This window comes from Saccharicrinis aurantiacus, from assembly GCF_947489045.1.
Lineage (GTDB): Bacteria > Bacteroidota > Bacteroidia > Bacteroidales > Marinilabiliaceae > Saccharicrinis > Saccharicrinis aurantiacus.
This window is the reverse complement of record NZ_CANLCN010000017.1, coordinates 17,437-40,315: the sequence shown is the minus strand read 5'-3', so window position 1 is coordinate 40,315 and position 22,879 is coordinate 17,437. Positions and strand designations below refer to the sequence as shown.

The 22,879-nt window shown below is 34.8% G+C and carries 20 protein-coding genes and 2 tRNA genes; 11 read left to right on the top strand and 11 right to left on the bottom strand.

All coding sequences use genetic code 11. The features are described 5' to 3' along the window. Positions 1 to 4 precede the first annotated feature (4 nt). From QMO11_RS17090 to QMO11_RS17060, 7 genes are all read left to right on the top strand, one after another. Positions 5 to 970 (top strand): AAA family ATPase, encoded by a 966-nt coding sequence (locus tag QMO11_RS17090; RefSeq protein WP_282038660.1) that lies wholly within the window; start codon positions 5 to 7, stop codon positions 968 to 970. Positions 971 to 1,063: 93 nt separating this feature from the next. Continuing rightward, entirely contained in the window at positions 1,064 to 2,008 is a 945-nt protein-coding gene (locus QMO11_RS17085) for a DUF58 domain-containing protein (protein WP_282038658.1), read from the top strand. Continuing rightward, the gene (locus QMO11_RS17080; protein ID WP_282038656.1) at positions 2,005 to 2,481 is read left to right on the top strand and encodes a DUF4381 domain-containing protein; all 477 of its coding nucleotides are present in this window, start codon (positions 2,005 to 2,007) and stop codon (positions 2,479 to 2,481) included. The genes QMO11_RS17085 and QMO11_RS17080 overlap by 4 nt, the downstream gene beginning before the upstream one ends. Position 2,482: 1 nt before the next feature. Continuing rightward, on the top strand, positions 2,483 to 3,460 hold the full coding sequence (locus QMO11_RS17075) for a VWA domain-containing protein (RefSeq protein ID WP_282038655.1): 978 nt from the start codon (positions 2,483 to 2,485) through the stop codon (positions 3,458 to 3,460). Then, a complete protein-coding gene (locus QMO11_RS17070) occupies positions 3,457 to 5,208 on the top strand; it encodes a VWA domain-containing protein (RefSeq protein ID WP_282038653.1) in 1,752 nt (583 codons plus the stop codon). Before QMO11_RS17075 ends, QMO11_RS17070 begins: the two co-directional genes overlap by 4 nt. 41 nt (positions 5,209 to 5,249) lie before the next feature. After that, entirely contained in the window at positions 5,250 to 6,518 is a 1,269-nt protein-coding gene (locus QMO11_RS17065; protein ID WP_282038651.1) for a BatD family protein, read from the top strand. 52 nt (positions 6,519 to 6,570) lie between these two features. Continuing rightward, entirely contained in the window at positions 6,571 to 7,257 is a 687-nt protein-coding gene (locus QMO11_RS17060) for a DUF4377 domain-containing protein (RefSeq protein ID WP_282038649.1), read from the top strand. Between the two features lie 459 nt (positions 7,258 to 7,716). On the opposite strand, the gene QMO11_RS17055 is transcribed toward QMO11_RS17060, so the two are convergent. The 7 genes from QMO11_RS17055 to QMO11_RS17025 all read right to left on the bottom strand — a co-directional run bounded on the left by QMO11_RS17055 (position 7,717) and on the right by QMO11_RS17025 (position 15,669). After that, positions 7,717 to 9,009, bottom strand: coding sequence for a hypothetical protein (locus tag QMO11_RS17055; RefSeq protein WP_075602936.1), 1,293 nt, complete (start codon positions 9,007 to 9,009; stop codon positions 7,717 to 7,719). A gap of 138 nt (positions 9,010 to 9,147) precedes the next feature. Continuing rightward, positions 9,148 to 9,453, bottom strand: a complete 306-nt coding sequence (locus tag QMO11_RS17050) for a hypothetical protein (RefSeq protein ID WP_282038647.1) — start codon at positions 9,451 to 9,453, stop codon at positions 9,148 to 9,150. Positions 9,454 to 9,679: 226 nt separating this feature from the next. Beyond that, positions 9,680 to 12,472, bottom strand: a complete 2,793-nt coding sequence (gene uvrA / locus QMO11_RS17045) for an excinuclease ABC subunit UvrA (RefSeq protein WP_282038645.1) — start codon at positions 12,470 to 12,472, stop codon at positions 9,680 to 9,682. A 129-nt stretch (positions 12,473 to 12,601) separates the two neighbouring features. Next, positions 12,602 to 14,380 (bottom strand): SLC13 family permease, encoded by a 1,779-nt coding sequence (locus QMO11_RS17040; RefSeq protein ID WP_282038643.1) that lies wholly within the window; start codon positions 14,378 to 14,380, stop codon positions 12,602 to 12,604. A 104-nt stretch (positions 14,381 to 14,484) separates the two neighbouring features. Continuing rightward, the gene (locus tag QMO11_RS17035; RefSeq protein WP_282038642.1) at positions 14,485 to 15,246 is read right to left on the bottom strand and encodes an MBL fold metallo-hydrolase; all 762 of its coding nucleotides are present in this window, start codon (positions 15,244 to 15,246) and stop codon (positions 14,485 to 14,487) included. Between the two features lie 80 nt (positions 15,247 to 15,326). Then, positions 15,327 to 15,536: a hypothetical protein gene (locus tag QMO11_RS17030; protein ID WP_282038641.1), complete on the bottom strand. Its 210-nt coding sequence runs from the start codon at positions 15,534 to 15,536 to the stop codon at positions 15,327 to 15,329. After that, a complete protein-coding gene (locus QMO11_RS17025) occupies positions 15,502 to 15,669 on the bottom strand; it encodes a hypothetical protein (RefSeq protein WP_282038639.1) in 168 nt (55 codons plus the stop codon). Before QMO11_RS17025 ends, QMO11_RS17030 begins: the two co-directional genes overlap by 35 nt. Before the next feature lie 145 nt (positions 15,670 to 15,814). Here QMO11_RS17025 and QMO11_RS17020 point away from each other — a divergent pair, with 145 nt between their 5' ends. Next, the gene (locus QMO11_RS17020) at positions 15,815 to 16,504 is read left to right on the top strand and encodes a 2-keto-4-pentenoate hydratase (RefSeq protein ID WP_282038637.1); all 690 of its coding nucleotides are present in this window, start codon (positions 15,815 to 15,817) and stop codon (positions 16,502 to 16,504) included. A 51-nt stretch (positions 16,505 to 16,555) separates the two neighbouring features. Next, positions 16,556 to 17,569, top strand: coding sequence for a LacI family DNA-binding transcriptional regulator (locus QMO11_RS17015; RefSeq protein WP_075602929.1), 1,014 nt, complete (start codon positions 16,556 to 16,558; stop codon positions 17,567 to 17,569). 352 nt (positions 17,570 to 17,921) lie between these two features. Here QMO11_RS17015 and QMO11_RS17010 read toward each other — a convergent pair. The 4 genes from QMO11_RS17010 to QMO11_RS16995 form a co-directional block, all read right to left on the bottom strand. After that, positions 17,922 to 17,995: transfer RNA gene (locus QMO11_RS17010), tRNA-Arg, on the bottom strand. 41 nt (positions 17,996 to 18,036) lie between these two features. Next, positions 18,037 to 18,110, bottom strand: a tRNA-Arg gene (locus QMO11_RS17005). Between the two features lie 200 nt (positions 18,111 to 18,310). Continuing rightward, positions 18,311 to 19,075, bottom strand: a complete 765-nt coding sequence (locus QMO11_RS17000) for a NigD1/NigD2 family lipoprotein (RefSeq protein WP_282038634.1) — start codon at positions 19,073 to 19,075, stop codon at positions 18,311 to 18,313. Positions 19,076 to 19,150: 75 nt separating this feature from the next. After that, positions 19,151 to 19,828 carry a Crp/Fnr family transcriptional regulator gene (locus QMO11_RS16995; RefSeq protein WP_282038632.1) on the bottom strand — a complete coding sequence of 226 codons (678 nt, stop codon included), beginning with the start codon at positions 19,826 to 19,828 and terminating at the stop codon, positions 19,151 to 19,153. Positions 19,829 to 19,947: 119 nt separating this feature from the next. Between QMO11_RS16995 and QMO11_RS16990 the strand changes: the two genes are divergently transcribed. Both QMO11_RS16990 and hcp read left to right on the top strand, forming a co-directional pair. Next, positions 19,948 to 20,826, top strand: a complete 879-nt coding sequence (locus tag QMO11_RS16990) for an ATP-binding protein (RefSeq protein ID WP_282038631.1) — start codon at positions 19,948 to 19,950, stop codon at positions 20,824 to 20,826. Positions 20,827 to 21,149: 323 nt separating this feature from the next. After that, entirely contained in the window at positions 21,150 to 22,796 is a 1,647-nt protein-coding gene (hcp, locus tag QMO11_RS16985; protein WP_282038630.1) for a hydroxylamine reductase, read from the top strand. The last annotated feature ends 83 nt before the right edge of the window (positions 22,797 to 22,879 follow it).

Here is a 22,879-nt window from a genome sequence, read left to right as displayed (position 1 = left end):
AAAGATGAGTGTATTATCAGATATCCAAGAATTAAGAAACCGAATGAACCAATCTATCATTGGTCAGGAAGTTTTGGTTGATAGAATATTAATTGCATTACTTGCTAATGGGAATGTATTACTGGAGGGATTACCTGGCTTGGCGAAAACACGAGCTGTAAAATCATTAGCCAAGGAACTGGAGGCTGATTTAAGTAGAATTCAATTTACACCCGATTTACTACCCTCTGATATTACAGGATCGGAAGTATATCAACCTGAATTGGAAGAAAAATTTATATTTCAAAAAGGGCCCATATTTAGCAACCTAGTACTGGCTGATGAGATCAATAGAGCTCCCGCTAAAGTACAAGCTGCGCTTTTAGAAGCCATGGAAGAAAGACAGGTTTCAGTTGCTGGTAAAACCCATAAAATGGATCCTCTTTTTATGGTTTTAGCCACCCAAAATCCGGTTGAGCAAGAAGGTACTTACCCACTCCCAGAGGCACAAATGGATCGTTTTGTAATGAAAGTACTAATTGATTACCCTAGTACCGACTCCGAAACGAAAATACTACAATTGGTGCGCAACGAAATTAAAAACCACAATACAACTAATGAAAAGTCCACTTTAAATCCTCAAATTATATTTGATGCAAGAGCCGAAATCCAAAACATAGAAGTTTCAGAGAATATTGAAAGATATATTGTTGATTTAATAGCAGCCACAAGGTATCCTGAAAAATACAATGAAGAATTGAAGAATTGGATTGACTTTGGTGCAAGCCCCAGAGGTACTATTGCTATTGATATATGTGCAAGAGTTATGGCCTGGATGAACGATAGAAGCTATGTAACACCGGATGATGTAAGAGCCATACTCCATGATGTATTGCGACATAGATTAATATTGAGTTATGAAGCAGGAGCAGAAGGTATATCAACCGACAAAGTAATTGATGAAATATTAAAAGTAGTAGCAGTTGCCTAGCAGCATATCCTGAAATTATACTAGCAAAAGCCTTGTACGATTAAAGTATGAACTGAGTAAATAAAAATATCCATCCTTTAATTACATATCGATTTGAAATCAAATACCAATAATATCATCCCAACACTGAATGATTTGTTACAACTAGAATATTTGGTTGCCTCAACAGGTTTTTCTTTGCTTCCTAAGCAACTGGTACATAGTGTGCTGGCGGGTAAACATGCCTCTAAACTTAGAGGTAGAGGATTAGATTTTGAGGAGGCTCGAAAATACGTCGCAGGAGATGATATTAGAAATATTGATTGGCGTGTTACGGCGCGCACACGAACCACGTATACAAAAGTTTTTACTGAGGAAAAGGAAAAGCCAGTACTTATAATTACAGACCTCACTCCTAGCATGTTCTTTGGTTCAAAGGTCTATACAAAATCGTATATCGCGAGTCAATTAGCTGCAATATCTGCTTTTAAGGTATTAAAAAATAGCGATAGAGTTGGTGGAATTATCTTTAACCATAAGCAGACTGTTACGCATGCACCTAAAAGGAATCGTAAAAACATACTCCAATATTTCAATACAATGGTTTCGTTTAATAAAGAATTGCTAAACGAAAATAATAACATAGAAGATAAACCTGAAGTATTTGAGAAGGTATTAAATAAAACAATAAGCATTGCTACTCACGACTTTTTGGTGATAATAATAAGTGATTTTATCAATACATCAGCAAAAACCAAAAAACAAATCATTCATATATCACAACATAACGATGTAATATTATGCCCAATAAGTGATCCGATGGAATCAGATTTAGGAAGTGATAAATTGGTATTATCGGATGGAAACTTACAATTTCTTTGGAAAGAGAACAACCAAAAACAAACTGCAAATTTTAAAAGGCAACAAAACGAATACAATCAGAATTTTCAAAAAGAAATTTCTCGTTATGGAATTCCTTTTATGCAGCTCAACACTGTTGAACCAATCAATCTTCAACTTAAAAACCTATTTAAAAACAAATTGCAAAAGAACAGATGATAAAAGATATTTCTACATATAATTCATCCATTGGCAAAATCATTGAACCTGAAACTATCTCGTATAGTTTTAATACTTTAGGTTGGCAAATTGTGGCTATAATCCTAGTAGTTATTAGCATCTCAATAGCATTGAAATATTTTTTTAGATACCGAAAAAATGCCTATCGGAGAGAAGCGATTAAAAGTATAAATAAAGCTGTGCAAGAAGATAACATTAACACTTTGCAAGCAATCAACACCCTATTAAAATCATTATGTTTAAGTCTATATGAAAGAACAGAAGTAGCTAGCTTATATGGCATAGATTGGTTCTCATTCCTGAATACTAAAACAAACAATAGTATGAGTAATGAGAAACAATATCAACAATTCTCAGAAGCGATTTATAGCTCAAACCACAACGCTAATAGTGAACTAACAAAGGCCTTTATAGCCTTTTCTACTAACTGGGTAAAAAAACACAAAGCATAAGATGTTCGAATTTGGATACATATGGGTTTTCTTTTTACTGCCACTACCACTATTGGTTTATTGGTTAGTACCTCCTCTTAAAATGAGAAAAGAAGCTTTACGTTACTCAAAATTTCATAGCGCCAATGAAATTAGTGGGAATAAGGCTAGCACAAAAGCGTGGATTTCGAAGCGAAATATTCTACAATGGGTGATGCTCAGTTTAATCTGGATTTCTTTGCTAACGGCTTTAGCTAGTCCGCAAATTATTGGCGAACCAAAACAAAAGGTAAAAACAGCACGAAACTTTGTTATAGCTGCCGATATTTCCTTCAGTATGGCTAATAAAGATTGGTTTATTGATGGAGAAAGAGTTACCAGATGGGAAGGTGTAAAACAGGTGTTAGGTGAGTTTATAGAACAACGAGAAAGTGACCGATTAGCCCTAGTTTTTTTTGGTTCAAATGCCTACCTGCAAGCCCCACTAACCACCGACCACGAGGTAGTTAAATTCATGTTAGAAGAAACTGATGTTGGCATGGCGGGCCAAATGACGGCTATAGGAAAGGCCATTGGCTATTCGATGAAAATATTCGAAGGAGATAGTTTAGATCAAAAGGTGTTATTGCTACTTACCGATGGTCAAGATGACGGACGTGGTTTATTTCCAACAGATGCCGCTAATATGGCCAAACAAGATAGCATCAAAATATATACTATTGGTATTGGTGAGGCTAGCGGAAACAATGCCGGATTAGATGAACAGACCTTAAAAGAAATAGCAAATATTGCTGGCGGAAAATACTTTTTAGCTGAAGATGAAGCTCAAATGCAAGATGCCTACAAAACGCTAAACGAATTAGAACCTGTGGAATTTGAGGAAGAAGAAAATGCTCCAATAACACTGCTATTTCAGTACCCTCTGGCTATCTGCATACTGTTATCCTTTTTACTTGCTTTCATTAGGGGAATTGTAAATTTACTGACCAAACAAATATGATAGAGTATATAAAAGATATCAACTCCTTTAACATAGATCAGTTTCACTTTCTAAGAGAAGAGTGGCTTTGGGCATTTATACCAATGGTAATTATTGCGGTATTAATTATATGGAATGCTCGCGAAGATAATAAATGGAAAAAAGTTATTGCTCCTGCTTTACGCCCATTCATGTTTACCAAAGAAAAACGATCAGGAGTGGTATTTCCACTTGTTGCTTTCATCACAATAATGAGCTTGTGTATATTAGCTATGGCCGGACCTACTTGGAAAAAAATAGAGGTTGCCGGAGCTAAAAGTGAAGCTGTTTTATTAATTGCTTTTGATGCTTCACTATCCATGATGGCAGAAGATATACAGCCCAATCGATTAGAAAGAGCCAAATTTAAAATCCAAGATCTTCTGGATGCCAATCCTATTGCTAAAACGGGCCTATATGTTTACGCAGGAACTGCACATACTGTTGTTCCATTTTGTAACGATTATAACTTAATCACCCATCACTTACAATCGTTATCTCCAGGAATAATGCCAGTTAGGGGATCTAACCTAAGGCAAATGTTGCATGTTGCCGACTCTACACTTAATAAAATAGAAGCCCCAAGCACATTATTACTGGTAACCGACAATATAAAAACTGAAGATATTGATAAACTAAAGGACTTTGTAGATAATAGCATCCACCGAATTGAAATATTGGCAATGGCTACCACTCAAGGAGCCGAAATACCCAAAAATAAGTGGAAGCAGCCTATTAAAAATAAGAATGGGCAAATTGTAATATCTAAGTTAGATACCAAGGTTGTTTTTGAATTACAAAAACATGCAAAAATCAACATTAATACACTAACCTTGGATAATTCTGACATGGAAATTATAGCCAAAAACATAAGGCAAACTTTAACTTTTCAGCAGGATAATGAAGAAAGCGAAGAACAATGGCAAGATATGGGATACGCTCTTGTGATAGTTTTAAGTTTACTGTTTCCTTTTTGGTTTCGTAAAGGATGGATGTTACAATTTTGTTGGCTTCCTTTCATTATATTATTGAGTTCGTGTAACACACCACAATGGAAAAATTTATGGTATACGGATGACTATCAAGGTCAGAAATTATACAAGGACACTTTATATACCGATGCAGCCAATACTTTTGAATCTAACCTACACAAGGGAGTAGCCTATTATAAAGCTGGAAATTTCGATGCCGCAGCTCAAGCTTTTGAAGCAGATTCAAGTGCCAATAGCTTATATAATTTAAGTTTAGCTTATTCTCAAATGGGCGAATATGATAAGGCTAAAGAAGCCATTGTTTTAGCTACAAAACTTGAACCTAATAATGTACAGTTTAAGGAAACACTTGCACAAACCGAAGAGTTAATCATTTTGGTAGATTCATTAAGAACAAACGGTATTCCCATTCAGTTACCTGAAAAGGATGAAGATCAAAAAGGTGAACTCAATGAACGAAAAGCAGCATCTGAAGATGAAGAACTCACCTCGGATACTGAAGTAGAGGAACTTCCTGAAGATGGCAATAGAGTTACTGATCAAGTTGAAACTGGCGAACGAAAAGCAGAAGAACTAGAAGAAGTGCCTGAAGATTTTGAAGCAGGAAATGAAAATACCCCACAAAATGTATTGCTCCGAAAGATCTCTGAAGATCCATCTGAATTTTTACGCCGTCGATTTAAGTATCAGCAAAAGAAATATTACAACAACCAAAACGAACTAGAAGAACAATGGTAAAGTTATTTCAATACATATCAGTACTCCTTGTCTTTCTAACCATGAATACAATTGTATGTGTAGGGCAAAAAACCGATGCCTTTGCGCGAGTACAAGTAACTCCCCGTGAAGGGTTAGTCAGACAAGCCTACAAGGTTACCATACATGTACATTCTTCTACTTGGTTTGCTAAGCCATTAGAATTTCAGAACCTTAGAATTGAAAACGCTTTTATCATTCCCTTTACACGAACGCAAAGTGGTATTGACTACATCAATAATAAAAAATACGCAACCTTATCGTTCTATTACTTAGTTTTCCCTTATAAAAGTGGCCCATTAGAAATACCCTCATTAAACATTGTGGCTTCAATTCCTCCCGAAGGCGATTACAAAGGAATACCAGTTACTATTAAAACAAAAGTACAGAATATTAAGGTTAACAATACTGAAGATGGAACGTGGATGGTGGCTAAAAACATCACCATACAGGACAACTGGAATAAATCGCTCGATAATCTTAAAGTTGGTGATGTGGTGAAGCGAACCATTACCACGAAAGCATTTGGTACCCTACCTTCACTCATTGCCCCTTTAGCCCTTGATGAACCCAATAACACCAGTATCTATCCTGCCGAAGCTAAACTCCAGGATAAAAGAACTAATGCTGATGTAAATGGAATTAGAATAGAAGAATTTTCCTACCTTTTTGAAAAAGAAGGTGAAGTAAGCATACCTGAAACAGAAATTACTTGGATTAATCCCATCAATAAAAGAACTTACAAACGTTCGATACCAGAAAGGCTTGTAAATATAAAGGCAAATCCAGATTTGGCAATGATGGAAAGCCTCAAGGATTCTTTAATGGCAATGTCTCCGAATACCAATATTGAAGCCACAACTGAAGACAATGTTACTGACTGGAAAAAAACACTTATTATTTCGGTATTAAGCCTGCTAATATTATGGTATGGCATTAAATACGGCACAAAACTATACAAGATACAAAAGGAAATTAAGAGCGAGTATTTGGTAAGCGAACCTTTTTACTACAAAGAACTGCAACGCGCATTAAGTAAAAAAAATAGAGCCAAATTTATAAATGCCTTATACCGTTGGTACGATATTGCCAATAACGGAGTAATGAGTCCGGCTATAAATACCATCTTAAATAAAAAACAGAATGCTGTTCTTCTTCAATTAATCATGAGCAAAGGGGATAGTTTAAATCATGAGGAGGTAAAAACAGCTAAAAATCTATGCCCTCAAATTCGCCAATCCATACTGAAACCTGCGAGCAATAAACTATCAAGTTCAAGTCTCAATCCTTAATAAACTTACTTTATCTTACTACCTTTACTGAATAACATTTAAGCAAATTATTATGAAAAATATATTAATCATCGCACTCGTATTCATCCTTTCTTCTTGTGGCAGTTTAAAAAACAAAAACGCAGTTACGTACTGGGTTAATAGTTATAAAACAGAATGTACAGGCGTTGCTCCCATGCATTGCATGTTAATACAAAAGGGTGATAGAATTCAAGAAGATTCATGGCAAAACTTTTATAGTAAAATAGAAGGCTTTGAATATCAGCCTGGTTATATTTATAAACTAAAGGTAAAAGAAGAACAACTAGATCCTTCAAACGTACCAGCCGATGCCTCATCAATTAAGTACACATTGTTAAAAATGGAAGAAAAAAAGCAGGACCAAACATTACGATTAAACGATATATGGTTACTTACTTCAATTAAAGGAGCACCAATTAATCCTCAAGAGCTTAAAAGACCTAATAGCGTACCTATTTTAGAAATTCATATTGCAAAACATCGAATACTAGGAACTGATGGTTGCAACCAATATGGTGGACAACTAATTAAATTAAACCAAACTGAAATTGAATTTGGTGCCATGATGGGTACCAAAAAGATGTGCAGTGATATTGAGATATCTGATGCTTTTAACCAAGCCATGAGCATAGTTAAAGCCTATAAATTAGATGGTATGGAACTCACTCTTTTTGATGCAGAAAGCAATGAATTACTTACTTTTAAAAAGATAGACTAGTTCATAAGCGCATCTATATATTCTGAATACCAAATTTCTATTACATCAACAAATATCCTCTTCTAAAGGCTAAAAATATCCCTTTATGGGATTGTTATGCCCTTTCGCAAAAACAATAAACTACTTAGGTATTATATAATAGTAGTTAGGCGAAGTAAAAACACTCTTAGCTGATATACTAATCTCGTTAAAACACACAAAACTTTTATGTGTAGGTGGGTAAAACTACTAGGCAAGTGGTAAAATATATTTAATAAGTGAGTAAACCTGAATTACATAAGTATAAATACTCTTAGCAAGTTGTTTATACTTATTAAGAAGAGTGAAAATATACTTAGCAGATGGTTTATTGTAGTTTATAAGGGGAAGAATATATTTAGCTACAGCAATATTATTCTTTATAAGGGTATTTAAAATAAAATAAGCCGTCAAAATAAAATAGTCTGACGGCTTATTTTGTTAGAAGATAAAACCTAACCCTAATTCAAATTGATTAGGTTCGTTGGGAGAACCTGCATATTTATTGGCTCTAAATTGATAATTGGCTTTGTACGTCCAATTTTTCTTTGGTCTAAAATTTAATCCTACTGTAATAATTTCAAGATCTTTTAAATCGGCATTAGCAGTATGTGAACCATAAGTATCCCATTTATCTTGCACAGCATCATCAATTTTATAATGGGTATTCATACGTTCGTAACGTACAAAAAGAGGTAACTTCCACTCTTTTCCTTTTACAATGTGTGGCATAATATCATATCTACCTTCAATATAATATCCTTGAGTTTGAGAACCCAAAACTTCATTATTAATATCAAATAACTGATCGGTACCTGAAAGCCAGCCATGTGCATATAAACCAAACAGGGTAAAATTACCAATGTTGTGAGCTCCAACAATAGTCATTAAACCTAAATTGGTATTTAGCTTATCGCCATTATCAAAAGCATAACCTCTCGATGCATCGCCATAATAACCCGCAATAGATAATAGGCTTCTATCTTCGTGCCCATATCCTAATTTACCATTGTAAGCTACCGTAGGAGGAATTTCAGTCCATGAAGTATATCGGCCATCTCTAATCCAAGTACCTGAGGTAAAGTTTTGCGCATCTAAACCTTTGGTAACTCCAAATTGAAACTCGGCATCAGCAAATGGCGAACCATAAATTAAAAAACCTTGCTCAAGCCATTGTGTTGGAATAATCGTACGCTCCACTTCGGGTCTGTTAACCGAATAAAAACCAATAGGCTCTTCATTTACGTTTACCCAACCCAAACTTAGAGGGTAATTACCTACCCTAACGTTAAACATAGGATGAAGTAAGAAATCAAACGAGGCTTCTAAGTTATATTCAAAATGACCTTCGCGTTGAAAAAAACCATCTTGCAAATATTCAACCTGAATTTCACTCATGAAAACAATCTTATCGGTAATTCGATAACCAAAATAGGTTCCGAAACGCATTAAGTTGGTATAAAATTGTTCCATTTCCTTATTCCCTTTATTAGGGATATCGCTTTCATAGTTTACGTAGTTCAGTTCTCCAAACCCACTCACCGTAAAACGTCTGTCGGCAGTAAATATTTTAGAAGAAGCATTGGCAAACCCAGCTTGTTTAATATATTTTAATTCAGATATGGCTCCTTTTTTTTCTGATTGAATAGTATCAGCTTGTTCTTGTGCCTTTAATCCTGTATTTATAAGAAGTAATAAGGATATGCTTAGTAGTATATAAAAGTGTTTTATCATTTTAATGATAGTATATAAATTGTAAATAATTAGAAATATTGATACAAGGGTGCTTCATACTTTAGTAAATAAAATACGAACACAACAATACAAATACCCCATATTTAATATGGAGCAGTTTTCTTAGGTAAATTACAATTAAACTATTGGTGGAGGAGGAATAGGACTTTCTAGATACCTATTGTAATTGGTATTCACTTCGGGGAAGTATAAAAATTCATACCGTGGAAAGTAGCCCATCAATGATGACAATTTACAACTAAACAATGCCGTTTTTAAACTACTTGTTGTAATATGATCTTCATCGGCCCCATCAGGAGTATCGGGCAAAACCCATGTTGAATCATAACTAACCATTAATAACTCAACTAAAGTTTCTATTTCATTTGAAGTATTAGAAGAAGATGAAGTACCCAAAATACTATCATGTATATTAACACTCATATTAATGATTAATACAAGTAATACATAAACTATAAAATAGTGATATATTTTTTTATTGTTTCTCATGCTCTAACAGCGCGCAAAAGTGTATTTATTCTGCTTTAAATACAAATAGATAACTCTATTTTTTTTGCAAATAAAAATCTCTAGTGTAAGTATCAAGCACTAAAAAAAATACCCCATGAAAAATCATGAGGTATGTATATAAAATAAGTATACCAATTCATTATAACAAAGGGCTCAAATACTGCCCAGTATAAGATTCTTTTACTTTGATAAGATCTTCAGGAATACCCTCGTAAATTATATGCCCTCCTTTATCTCCACCTTCAGGGCCAAGATCAATAATCCAGTCAGCCGACTTAATCACCTCCATATTATGCTCAATTATTACAAGCGAATGCCCTTTAGCGATGAGTGCATTAAAGGCATCCAATAATTTATTGATATCATGAAAATGAAGTCCCGTTGTAGGCTCATCAAAAATAAATAAGGTAGGATCACTCTTTTCTTTTGCTAAAAAGGAAGCTAATTTTACCCGCTGACTCTCTCCTCCTGAAAGCGTACTCGACGATTGTCCCATTTTAATGTAACCCAAGCCCACATCTGATAGAGGTTTTAATTTACTTACAATACGTTTGGGTGTAGGTGTCTTGTCTTCTTCAAAAAATTCAATGGCTTGGTCAATTGTCATCTCCAATATATCGTGAATATTCTTCTCGCGATATTTAACCTCTAAAACGGTACTCTTAAATCGATGACCATTACAACTCTCGCAAGTAAGTATGATATCAGCCATAAACTGCATCTCTACTTTAATGGTTCCTTCTCCAAGGCATTCCTCGCATCGTCCGCCATCAATATTAAACGAAAAGTGAGAGGCCTTAAAATTATTTATTTTTGATGCTTGCTGATCCGACATTAACTTGCGTATCTCATCGTAGGCTTTTAAATAGGTGGCCGGGTTCGAGCGTGAAGACTTGCCAATGGGGTTTTGATCTACAAACTCCACCTCTGTTATTTGATCCACATTACCTTTTAATAAATCAAAGCTTCCTGTTTTATCAGCATAACCACCAATCCGCTTTTTAATGGCAGGATACAATATCGACTTAATCAATGTAGATTTACCAGAACCACTCACCCCCGTAATCACATTCATTACATTAAGCGGTATTTTGCACGAAATATTCTTTAAATTATTTTCTCTCGCCCCTATTACTTCAAGGTAGTTGTTCCATTGGCGGCGTGATGTAGGCACAGGAATTTTTCTGGTGCCTGATAAATACTCGCAAGTTAAACTTGAGTTGGCATCGGTACTTTCATCGAGCTTTCCTTGATAAATTAATTCTCCGCCTAAACGACCGGCACCAGGACCAATATCAATTATTTCGTCAGCAGCACGCATAATATCCTCATCGTGTTCAACCACAATTACGGTATTACCCATTCGTTTTAATTTTTGCAAAACCGAAATCAGCAGCGTTGTATCCTTCGAGTGCAAGCCAATACTAGGTTCATCTAATATATATAACGAGCCCACCAAAGTGCTTCCTAAGGAAGTTGCTAAATTAATACGCTGGCTTTCTCCTCCAGATAAACTTGATGATAACCTATTTAGGGTTAGATACCCCAAACCTACTTCAAACAAAAAGGTTAGTCGCGTATTTATTTCATGTAATAAACGATGTCCAACTTTTTGTTGATGCGGATCTAGTTTTAGTGTTTTGAACAATTCAGCAAGTTCATTTATGGGCATCTGCACCAATTCTGAAACACTTTTACCTGCAACTTTAACCCACGAAGACTCTTTTTTAAGGCGAGTTCCGTTACACTCCGGACATTTTGTTTTTCCGCGATAGCGGGATAACATTACACGGTATTGTATTTTATATTGTTGTTCTTCAACATGCTTAAAGAAGGTATCAATACCATGAAAGTGTTGGTTTCCCTTCCATAATAAGCGTTGTTCCTTCTCGCTTAATTCATAATAGGGTTTGTGCACCGGAAAATCGAATTTATAAGCACTTTCAATTAACATGCGCTTATACTCTCCCATCTTTTCACCCTTCCAACATGCCACGGCATCTTCAAATACAGATAAGGTTTTATTGGGGATTACCAAATCATCATCTATACCTATAACATTACCAAATCCTTCACATTTTGGACAAGCGCCCACAGGATTATTAAAAGTGAACATGTGCTCCGAAGGTTCTTCAAACTCAATACCATCTAACTCAAATTTATTAGAAAATACAAATTCTTCGATACCACTCTCTGTAAATACTTTTAAAATACATTCGCCTTTACCCTCAAAAAAAGCAGTTTGAATAGAATCTGCTAGTCGCGATAAATTATCCTCATCTTTAGATGCTGTGGCTCTATCAATCACCAAATTATAATCAGAACAGGATATTTCCGATGCTTTATCCTTTAATACATCTTCAATTTTATGAAATTCACCTTCTTTTTCTATCCTTACAAAGCCTTGTTTCATAAGCACCTCTAGATGTTCTGTACACGATCTCCCTGCAGGGTTAAGAATTTGTGCAACAATTAAAAGACGGGTCTTTTCTTCAAACTCAGTAATTTTATTCACCACATCACTAACGTAATGACGTTTTACTTCTTTGCCTGAAACGGGAGAAATGGTTTTACCTATCCTGGCAAACAGTAATTTTATATAGTCATAAATCTCGGTTGACGTACCGACTGTTGAACGAGGATTGCGAGTGTTTACTTTTTGCTCAATGGCAATAGCTGGTGGAATTCCTTTAATAAAATCCACTTCAGGCTTGTCTATTCGCCCTAAAAACTGGCGGGCATAAGAACTTAAACTTTCTACATACCTACGCTGCCCCTCAGCATATAGAGTATCAAATGCAAGAGAAGACTTTCCACTACCCGAAACACCTGTAATTACTACAAATTTATTTCGTGGTATGTTTATATCAACTCCCTTTAAATTATGAACCTTAGCTCCCTTTATTTGAATTTCCTTCGATGCTACAACCATGTGTTTATACTACCTGTGAACAAGAATAACAACATTAAAATCTATATGTTGCACAAAGATAGCATTTAGATAAACGGGATAATTAAATCGATTGATAATTTAATACGATTGGTGTGAATTGAATAAATCCTACAAATACATATAGTTTAAAATCAACACGGTAACAATCATGTAAATGATAGTTAATGGCCAACCTAAACGGAAGAAGTCTTTAAACGAGTAACCTCCTGGTCCGTATACCATCAGGTTGGTTTGATAACCAATTGGCGTAATGAAATTCGCCGCTGCCGCAAAGGATACTACTAAAGCAAAAGGCAATGGATTTAATTCTAAATTATAAGCGGCGGTTAATGATATTGGAAATACAATTGCGACCGCTGCTTTATTGGTAATATAAGCTGCCAACACACTTGTAACCGCATAAATACCGAAAAGCACCGCCAAGTTTCCATGAGGGAAGAATATACTTATCAAGAAATCAGCAATCATATCTGCTACGCCTGTTTTAATCATGGCTGTCCCTAACGCCAACGAGAGCGCTATAATTACAGCCAAGTTGTAATCTAAACTTTTAGGTAGATCCTTGGCATTAACAACATTAAGCAAATTGATTAATATTAGAACCACAATTAAGCCCATAAATAATGGGATAATATTTAGTGCGGATAAAAAGATGGCCAAGAGCGTACCACCAAAAAGCGTCCATATTTTATAAAGTTCAGGCTTTCTAACCTCCTTAACTTTCGATATCAAATAAAAGTCCATATTACCCTTAGATACCTCTGTAAAGTTATCACCAGCCAATAATAAAAGCACATCACCTGCCTTTAGTTTAATATCTTCTAACTTACCACTAATACGTTCTCCATTTCGGTGAATGGCCAATAATGAAGAATCTAATCGTCCTCTAAAATTAACCTCTTGCACTGTTTTACTAATCAAAGTAGAGTTATGCGAAATTACAACTTCAATAACATCAGCACGCTTTAATTTGGTCATCATACCTACATTAGGCAATGTTAACCCACTCCCATCAGAAAGTAAATTAACAATATCCTCTGATTCCCCAGCAAAACGAAGAATATCGCCAGACTTTAGAATGAAATCCTTATCAATTACCTGAAATGTATAATTATCACGAACCACCTCGGCCAGAAAAAGTCCTTTTTCACTACCTAAACCAGATTCAGTGATTGTTTTTCCTACTAATTTAGATTTACTTCTAATCAAAGCTTCCACTAGATATTTACGATCTGAGACTGTTACATCATCAATAATGGGCACCCGGTTAGGCAACAATTTATCTGAAAAGAAGAATAAATACAAGAAACCAATAATCAACATAGGAAAACCAACCCAAAAGAAATCAAACATATGTAATGGTTCCATATCCGGAAAAATGGTTTGATCTACCACCATACCATTTACAATAAGGTTTGTTGATGTACCAATTAAGGTTACACAGCCCCCTAATATTGCTGCATACGAAAGAGGCATAAGTATTTTAGATGGTGATACATTATTACGCTTACTCCATGTATGCACATATGGCATCATTACTGCAACCAATGGGGTATTATTCAAAAAGGCTGAGAAACCGCCAATCCATAGCATTATCCTAGCTAAAAATGCCTTCTGACCACTTGATCGGGGAAAAATTTTATTGAAAAATATCTCAATAACCGAGATTTGCCGAATCGCATCACCTAGTAAAAGTAACATTAATATCACTGCAATTTGCTCATTTGCAAAACCTGCTAAAATCTCACTTGGCGTTAAAACACCAAAAATACCAAGAACTACAACTGCAATAAAAAAGGTAAATGCAGCTCCCATCAACTCTTTGTAAAGCGATATTAGGATAAATACAATTACAACAAATACAAGAATTACATCAAAATGGTGCATATAAGAATGTCTGCTAAAAATGCTGGATAACAAATGTAAAAAAAAAGTTAGAATCGTATAAATTAGGGGCCGCTAAATTAACAATTCAAAACACAAAAACAGATTTATATTTCCAATTCTTGCATATCATATGCAAGACTAATGTTATGAGGGAATTCCCTATTCTCAATAGCATGTAATCCTAAATAATGAGATATATGCGTAATGTACCCTTTATGTGGTTTTATTTCCTCAATAAGCGCTATAGCTTCTGGTAAAGAATAATGTGATATGTGTTTTTCTTTACGAACTCCGTTTACAACCAATACTTGCAGATTTGTAAGCTTCTTTTTCTCCTCTTCCGATATAAAATTAAAATCGGTTAAATAAGCAAAATCACCAATTCTATAACCCAATACAGGTAGCTTTAGGTGCATGCCTCTGATTGGTATAACTTCAATATCTAAAAGATTAAAAGGATTTTCTGTAATAGTATTTAAATTGATTTTAGGAATTCCCGGATATGGATTAGGAGCAAAACAATACGCATACTCCACTTTTAAAGCTTCTAAAACTCTATACTCTGCATATACCTCCATTGATTGCTTAGTAACCCAATTATATGCCCTTACATCATCTAATCCTCCTGTATGATCTTTATGTTCGTGAGTAAATAAAATCGCATCTAAAGATTGTACTTTTGCGCGCAACATTTGGTACCTGAAATCAGGCCCCGAATCTATAAGTATATTCTTATTTCCTATCGAGATGAGCACTGATGCCCTTAATCGTTTATCTTTTGAATCGTTTGATAAACAAGTATTACAATTACATGCAATAACAGGAACCCCCTGAGAAGTTCCTGTTCCTAAAAAAGTTATTTTCACTTTTATAATTCTATCTTAAAACCATTGTTATCACAAAGGTACTATGCCAATTTAATAATTCAAAAGAATGTATTCTGCTATTAATCTACGATTGTATTGGTCTTTACCTGAAAAGCAACATTCTTCAGTTTTCCATCAATTTCAACCCATTCTACATAATCGAAATTCAACTCGGAAACAGAGATACCTTCATTTTCAAATAACTCTGCTACACTAATAGGCTCAACATTATTAATATCAATTCTATCGCCGCCTTTAGTGTAAAATATTAACGAAATCGGCACCTTCATCTATTATCAGCGTTTCTAAGTCATCTTCTGTGGCTGATTCTGCAATCTGAAAAAATTGACATTCATAAAAAGACTGAGAGCCTTCTGTAGTTCCTCTTAATTCATTTACACCAGAATCAATCTGTTCAATCACATTTTTCGTACACGAAAATGCGATAAAGGCCAATGTAAAAATTGTTAGTATATTTTATTTCATAATTTATATCTTAAAGTTTTACATATTAATATTATATAAGAATTAAGATACTACTTTTGTTTAAATAAAAACATCTAATTTTATGGATAAGCAAATATCAGGTAAATCATTAACTGAAGCCTACAATCAACAAAAACAGTTTTTGACGAAAGAACTAAAACACAAAAGTATATCTGGATACAAAGCCGCAGTATCAAGTTACAGTACTCAGAAGAAATTAGGTTTATTAAAGCCTATTACTGGTGTATTATATGCTGAAGGACTTGTGAATAATAACGATACACTTTTACTTGAAAATTTTAATGCTTCAAAAATTGAAACGGAGATTGGTTATATTATCAATAAAGATATCCAAAATAAAATTGAGGTAGTTGAGGTATCCAAATTTGTAAAAGCAATATTGCCAGTACTCGAAATTCCTAACATAACAAAGGCAGATGCTAATATTCTAGAGACTATTGCAAACAATGGTTTCAGTTCTCATTATGTAATTGGAGATGCAATACCTCCTAAAAATATTGACATTAATAATTGCGAGGTAAAACTATACCATAATGAAACATTGATTAACACAGGAAAAGCAACAGATGCCATGGATGATCAATGGCTAACCTTAGCAACCACAATTAACAATACAATAGAAAACGGTTATTCTATTAAGAAAGGAGATCTAATTATTACAGGTGCTCTGGGAAATATTCTCCCCCTAGAGATAGGTACATACAAAGCTGTTTACGATGAACTCGGAACTATTGATATAAAAGTAAAATAAAACCCAAAACCCTCATACGCTAAGCATATCTATAAGAACAAAAAATCTACAATGAGCACTAATAGAATTACCATAAAGGATATTGCAAAAAAACTAGATTGTACTCCATCTACAGTTAGCAGGGCTTTAGCAGGCAACACTAGGGTAAGTTTAAAAACCCGTAATTTAGTTAAAAAAACAGCTGTTGAAATGGGCTACCGCCCCAATGCAATTGCCTCTGCATTACGCAAAGGAAAAGTTGATACAATAGGCATGATAGTTCCTCGGATTAACCGATACTTTTTTAGTAATGTAATTAGTGGAGTTGAAGATATTTTAAACCCTGCAGGATACAACCTTGTAATTTGCCAGTCAAACGAAAATGAGTACAAAGAACAAAAAGCAGTTCAAACATTACTACAAAATCAGGTTGGGGGCATATTAATTTCATTATCCGTTGAAACTAACAATTACGAGCACCTCAATAGTATTATTGCATCAGGCACACCTCTTGTGCAATTTGATAGGGTTAATCTTAATATAGAGTCTCCAATTGTAATCAATAATAATTTTGAAGGTGCTTATCTAGCTACTGAATACCTCATAAAACAAGGTTATAAAAACATTGGCCACTTTGGTGGGAATCCTAAAATAATGGCGTATTCTGAGAGGTATAACGGATATATAAAGGCAATGAATACCTACAATATGAACATTAACGACAAGTTAATTAAGTTTGATACCATTACACAAGAAACAGGTTCATCAGAACTAATTCGATTTTTTAACGATAACGAGATTGATGCCTTATTCTGTTCCAGTGATTTTGCGGCATTAGGGGCACTTGAAGCACTAAATAAGATGAAGGTTGATATCCCCTCTGAGTTTGGAATTATAGGATTTGCTAACGAACCATTTACCAAACTTATAAGCCCTAAGTTAAGTTCTGTAGAGCAGAACTCATTTAAACTAGGACGTACAGCTGCTATAGCACTCCTAAATTCAATTGACAATAAACCAGTAGAGACCAATCAAACTGTTGATGTTGAATTCATACCTCGTCAATCTTCGAATAAATCAATTTAATAAAACTTAAAAGGGGTTGATTAATACTATATATTAATCAACCCCCTTTAAAAGTCAACAAAAGCATCCTTTTAAACTAGCTTTCTTCTGTACCATGAGCAGAACTTAATCTCTCCTCTAATTTAATTCTTTCTCTACGAACCAAATACACTCCAATTATCAAAATCACTTCCCCAATTAATAAAGACATAGTACAAATTTTTAATTGTTACAGAATTATCCCGTGACAAAAATATAAAAATTCTAATACAAATGTAAATAAATGTAAATTATTGTGAATTTTTGTAATTGAGAAAACAAAAAAGCCAGTAGATCGAAGGATCTACTGGCTTTACAAATGAAATATATTTCGTGATTTTGGAGGGATTCGAACCCCCAACCTCCTCGGCCGTAACGAGGTGCACTATCCAATTATGCTACAAAACCATTATTTCAATTTTATAATAACATCTCACTAGATGTTTATGTGATTTTGGAGGGATTCGAACCCCCAACCTCCTCGGCCGTAACGAGGTGCACTATCCAATTATGCTACAAAACCTTTTGTCTATTTGAGTGGCGTTCCTCTCAAATGCGGTGCAAATATAGATAATTTTGTTTTAAAAATCCAAGCCTCAAACATAAAAATATCTTACTTTTTTCAGCAACCACAACCTTTCTGTGGATATCTACATCCTAATCAAATTGTTATAAACTTTAAGTCCGATTAAAAAAAATCGGACTTAAATGAAATATGCCTTATTACTGAAGCAAATCTTGCTCAATTTGGTTCGATTCGTCGAAAGTTTTTACACTTGGCAGGTGTTCTATGCTCGGAGAATATTCATAAGTTAATACCTTATTATAGGTATACTCGCCTTCTTTACCCATACTGCGAACAAATATATCTACCGATTCCTGACCTGGCTCCTGAAGCTCTGTTAAATCAAAAGAAGCTACACTCCATTGTAAGTAGTTATTCGGGTCACCATTTTTATTATGAGTTAACTCCAATATAATTTGACCTTCGGGTGTTTCTAGATTCTCAGTGTCTTTAACAAGGTTGATATAATGAATACCAATTCCTCCGCCATACTGAAACTCTACATTTAAATATTTATCAGTAAACCACGTATCAACTATTGTGATAGGGTCGTGACCAATAGAATCTTTTGTTTCTTCTGTAGTTTCTTCTGTAAAATTGAAAACTGGCTTAGTTAAAATTTCTGAGGTGCCATTAATTTTAACCATATAATCATAGCCACTATCTTCTGAACCATCAGCTAAAATAGTGTAGTTAACAAATACTCTATCACCTTCTTCGTGCTTATTTGGTGGAATATTAGATGCGGATGGCCATAATGTATCTCCACCATCTGTTATTATATAGTAATAACTTCCCGAATCCATAAACGTACCCGTTGTTAACCAATAATCACCTAAAGAATATCCATCATCATCATCTTTACATGAATTTAACGACAGTAAGCCCAACAATAGTGGTAATGCAAATAATAACTTCTTCATATTTAGTCCTCCAATTTTTAAATTAACTATTGGGCTATATGAAAAAACTATGCCAAATTTTTGAATCACATAAAACTAGGTACTTAAATAAGAACGCAATCCTTGAATATTAATAATACGAACCGATTTTCCTTTAATATGTATAAAACCATCATCATTCATCTCTTTAAATGCCCTACCAATTGAAGGACGAGCAACTCCGAATAACTCAGCCAAGGCATTTTGTGATTTATTAAGCACAAAATCAATAGCCTCACCTTTCGTCTCTTGTAAAAAGAAATTGGCAAGCTTCCCTTTGATGGTCTGAAAGGACAGCATTTTTATTTTCTGAGTTAAAAACTGCGACCGACTGGATATCACATTTAAGAAGTTCTGAAGGATTTGCTCATTATTACTAAATAATTTAAGTGCGTCGGCCTTTTCAATAACTAAAAGCTCTGAAGGTTCGTTGCTAACAATATTTACTGGGAATTTATTAGCACTACCAAATACAAAGGCGATAGCCAAAGGTTTTGGAGGCAGAATATCTTCAATTTTAATGGTTTTCCCACTTGGGTCCATCATCTCGCCTTTAACACTTCCTTTTAATAATATATATAAGCATTTCACCTCATCCCCTTCAAAAGCGATTATCTGATCTGCATCGTATTTTTTTATTCTATAATGTATTGAAGAAAAAACGTTATTAAGATCATCCATTCCAACCCCCTTAAAAAGAGGACTCTGCATTACTACAGGGTAGTTATTTATCATGAATCTAAGTATTTAATTGCTTAAATTTAATGATAAATACTGATTTTGTAACATTCGTTACAAGCTAGGGAAAGTTTAAGCCGCATATTTGCATAGAACAAAAACAAAAAGCATTAGCAATGGAAAGAGATATTATCAAAATAGACGAAGAGTTATGTAATGGATGTGGAGAATGCGTTCCGGGTTGCCACGAAGGTGCATTACAAATTATTGATGGTAAAGCACGTTTAATTTCTGATTTAATGTGTGACGGCTTAGGTGCCTGTCTTGGACATTGCCCAATGGGTGCGATGGAAATTGAGCGAAGAGAAGCAGATCCGTATAACGAAACAACGGTAATTAAATTGATGCTTGAGAAAGGCTTTAATACAGTTGTTGCTCACCTGCGCCATTTAAAAGATAATAACGAATACGATTTTATAAAAGAAGCGATGACTTACTTAAGTAGTCATGAAGCTGAATTAGATTTTACAATGAGTGAATTAAAAAATGCAATACACGCCGAAGATAAACCTCAAGAAGGTGGATGCGGTGGCGGATGTCCAGGATCACAATCGCAAGAGATTAAACGTCCTGCTTTTACTATGCCAACGTCAGTTGCCCCACAACAAGGTGGTTCTGAATTACAACAGTGGCCTGTACAAATGCATTTAATTAACCCAGGAGCTAGTTTCTTTCAGGGAGCTGATATGGTTTTAGCAGCTGATTGTGCACCATTTGCCATGGGTAATTTTCATTCTACTTTCCTTAAAAATAAGGTATTGGGTATTGCTTGTCCTAAGTTAGATAACGGACAAGAGACCTATTTAAATAAATTAATTACTCTGATTAACGATTCTAAGATCAACTCGTTAACAGTAGTTATTATGGAAGTTCCGTGTTGTGGTGGCTTAATGGCTATTGCACAACAAGCTGTACAACTAGCGAGCAGAAAGGTGCCTTTGAAGAGAGCAGTTGTTTCTATTCAGGGTGAAGTATTGAGTGAAGATTGGGTTTAAGTAGCACTATAAATGATAAGTTATAAACGCAATTACAGATTGCTTCTTATCATTTACAATTAAAAATATAGTTTAGGGTTAGGTTAGGTTTTAATTAGTAGCTAAAGTGGCTCATGGAGAGCGCATAGTGTTGTTGGGAAGCCACTTGCTACTAATTATAAACTTAAATGACGCTTGGCTTAGGGATAGAAGCGGCATCCTTTGTGAGCCCATTTTGGCGAAGCAAAGATATAGCGCATAGCCCGACCCGCAGGGGAAGCCCCTAATAATTATAGAAGATTTTTTATTATCAGAACCATTATAAACAATTTAAATATCTAGTCATGAGTATGTTTTGTTATCAATGCCAGGAAGCAGCGAAAGGTGAAGGCTGTACAATTAAAGGAGTTTGCGGAAAAACGGATGAAGTTGCCGCATTACAGGATGTTTTACTTTTTGTTTCGAAAGGTATTGCTAACGTAAATCAGTTGGCTGCTGAGAATGATATGGCCAGTAAAGCTGCCTACAAATTTATGGTAGATGCTTTATTTATAACTATTACAAATGCCAACTTTGATGCCAATAAAATTGTAGCAAAAATTAAAGATGGTATTGCTTTGCGCGATGCTCTTAAGGCTGAACTTGCTGATAAAGATATTGAAATAACAAACACAGATCATAGCATTAGCTATAAGGGAGATTCAATGGAGGATTTCTTAAAAGTGGCTCCGGCAATTGGTATTTTAAGTATTGAGAACGAAGATATCCGTTCGTTAAAGGAATTATTAACTTATGGTGTTAAAGGTATGGCTGCTTATGCTGAGCATGCATTTAACTTAGGTTACGAGAATAACGATGTTGCTGAATTTATGCAAAAAGCATTGGTAGCAACAACAAATAAAGAAATTACTGCCGACGAGTTGGTTGGTTTGGTTTTAGAGTGTGGTAAAAATGGTGTTGATGTAATGGCTTTATTAGATAAAGCAAATACTGAAAGCTATGGTAACCCAGAGATTACTTCGGTAAATATTGGTGTGCGTAATAATCCGGCTATATTAATTTCGGGTCACGATTTGAAAGATATGGAGGAGCTATTAAAGCAAACTGATGGAACTGGTGTTGATGTTTATACACACAGTGAAATGTTACCTGCTAACTACTATCCTGCGTTTAAAAAGTACAAGCATTTTGTGGGTAACTATGGTAATGCATGGTGGAAACAAAAAGAGGAGTTTGAGACTTTTAATGGTCCTATTTTATTTACTACAAACTGTATTGTTCCTCCGGCAGATAGTTACAAAGACAGAGTTTATACTACAGGTGCTAGTGGTTTTGATGGCTGTACGCATATTGCCGACAGAACAGAGGGTAAGCAAAAAGATTTTAGTGCAATAATTGAGCACGCTAAAAAATGTGCTGCTCCTATTGAAATTGAAACTGGTGAAATAATTGGTGGTTTTGCACACAACCAAGTTTTACAATTGGCCGACAAAGTTGTGGACGCCGTTAAAGGTGGTGCTATTAAAAAGTTTGTGGTTATGGCGGGTTGCGATGGTCGTATGAACAACCGTAACTACTATACCGATTTTGCTAACGAATTACCTGATGATACAGTTATTTTAACTGCGGGTTGTGCTAAATACCGTTACAACAAATTGCCTTTGGGCGATATTGGTGGGATACCAAGAGTATTGGATGCCGGACAATGTAACGACTCATACTCACTTGCTGTTACTGCGCTTAAATTACAAGAGGTATTTGGTTTAGATGATATTAATGATTTACCAATTGTTTATAATATTGCTTGGTACGAGCAAAAAGCAGTTATTGTATTATTGGCTTTATTAAGTTTAGGTGTGAAGAACATCAACTTAGGGCCAACATTACCAGCTTTCTTATCTCCTAATGTGGCTAATATCCTTATCGAGAATTTCGGTATTGGCGGTATTACTACTGTAGAGGAAGATATTAAGAGTATGATTTTATCTTAAGTATTTGCGTTGTCTTTTAGGAGACTAAATTATATTGAAGTTTTTGTTCGTCCCCTACCGCTTATTGCAGTAGGGGATTTTTT